Annotated in this window: 1 protein-coding gene; it reads left to right on the top strand. The window is 60.7% G+C overall.

What is annotated here, in order from left to right:
* The first annotated feature begins 77 nt into the window (after positions 1-77).
* Complete coding sequence (istB, locus tag CFR80_RS18450) at positions 78-857, top strand: IS21-like element helper ATPase IstB (RefSeq protein WP_102325896.1); 780 nt, start codon at positions 78-80, stop codon at positions 855-857.
* The last annotated feature ends 88 nt before the right edge of the window (positions 858-945 follow it).

Genomic DNA, 945 nt, shown 5'->3' with positions numbered 1-945 from the left:
CCCACAGGCCCTGGTGCTCGAACACGAACCGTGCGCCGATACAGGGCGGTATGACATCCTGCGAAGGGACAGCCGCCATGCGTCATGATCCTGCTGCTGCTTCACTTGTCGTCATGCTCCGTGGATTGCGGATGTATGGCATGGCCCAGGCCACGGCCGACCTCATCGAGCAGGGCGCGCCCGCCTTCGAGGCGGCCATCCCCATCCTCTCGCAGCTCCTGAAGGCGGAACTGGCCGAACGCGAAGTCCGCTCCATCGCCTACCAGACAAAGACCGCCCGGTTCCCCGCCTACAAGGACCTGTCCGGGTTCTCCTTTGCCAATACGCAGGTCAACGAGCCCATGATCCGCCAGCTCCATGGCGGGGACTTCATCGAGCGTGCTGAAAATGTCGTGCTGATCGGCGGCCCGGGAACCGGGAAAACCCACCTGGCGACCGCGCTGGCCATCCAGGCGATCACCCATCACCGCAAGAAGGCGCGCTTCTGGTCAACGGTCGACCTGGTCAATGCGCTTGAACAGGAAAAGACCGCCAACCGGGCCGGGCAGATTGCCGACAGGCTGCTCCGCCTGGATCTCGTGATCCTTGATGAACTCGGTTATCTCCCCTTCAGTGCATCAGGGGGCGCCCTGCTGTTCCATCTGCTCAGCCGCCTCTACGAGCGCACCAGTGTCATCATCACAACCAATCTGAGCTTCAGTGAATGGGGAGACGTCTTTGGTGATCCGAAGATGACGACGGCGCTCCTCGATCGGCTGACCCATCACTGTCATATCCTCGAGACAGGAAATGACAGCTACAGGTTCCGCGCCAGCACCGCCGCGTCAAAAAACAGAAAGGACAGATCCTCTTCTTGACCGCCCGCCCGACTACGCCTGAAATAGCAGCTGGCTGGGTCAATTCCTGATGAAAAACCCGGGTCAGTTCTCGGCTCTTCCGCAAAGT

Origin of the sequence: Komagataeibacter oboediens, assembly GCF_003207815.1 — a bacterium.
In the GTDB taxonomy this organism is placed as follows: domain Bacteria; phylum Pseudomonadota; class Alphaproteobacteria; order Acetobacterales; family Acetobacteraceae; genus Komagataeibacter; species Komagataeibacter oboediens.
Note: the sequence above shows the minus strand (reverse complement) of the source record. Positions and strands in the feature narration are given on the sequence as shown.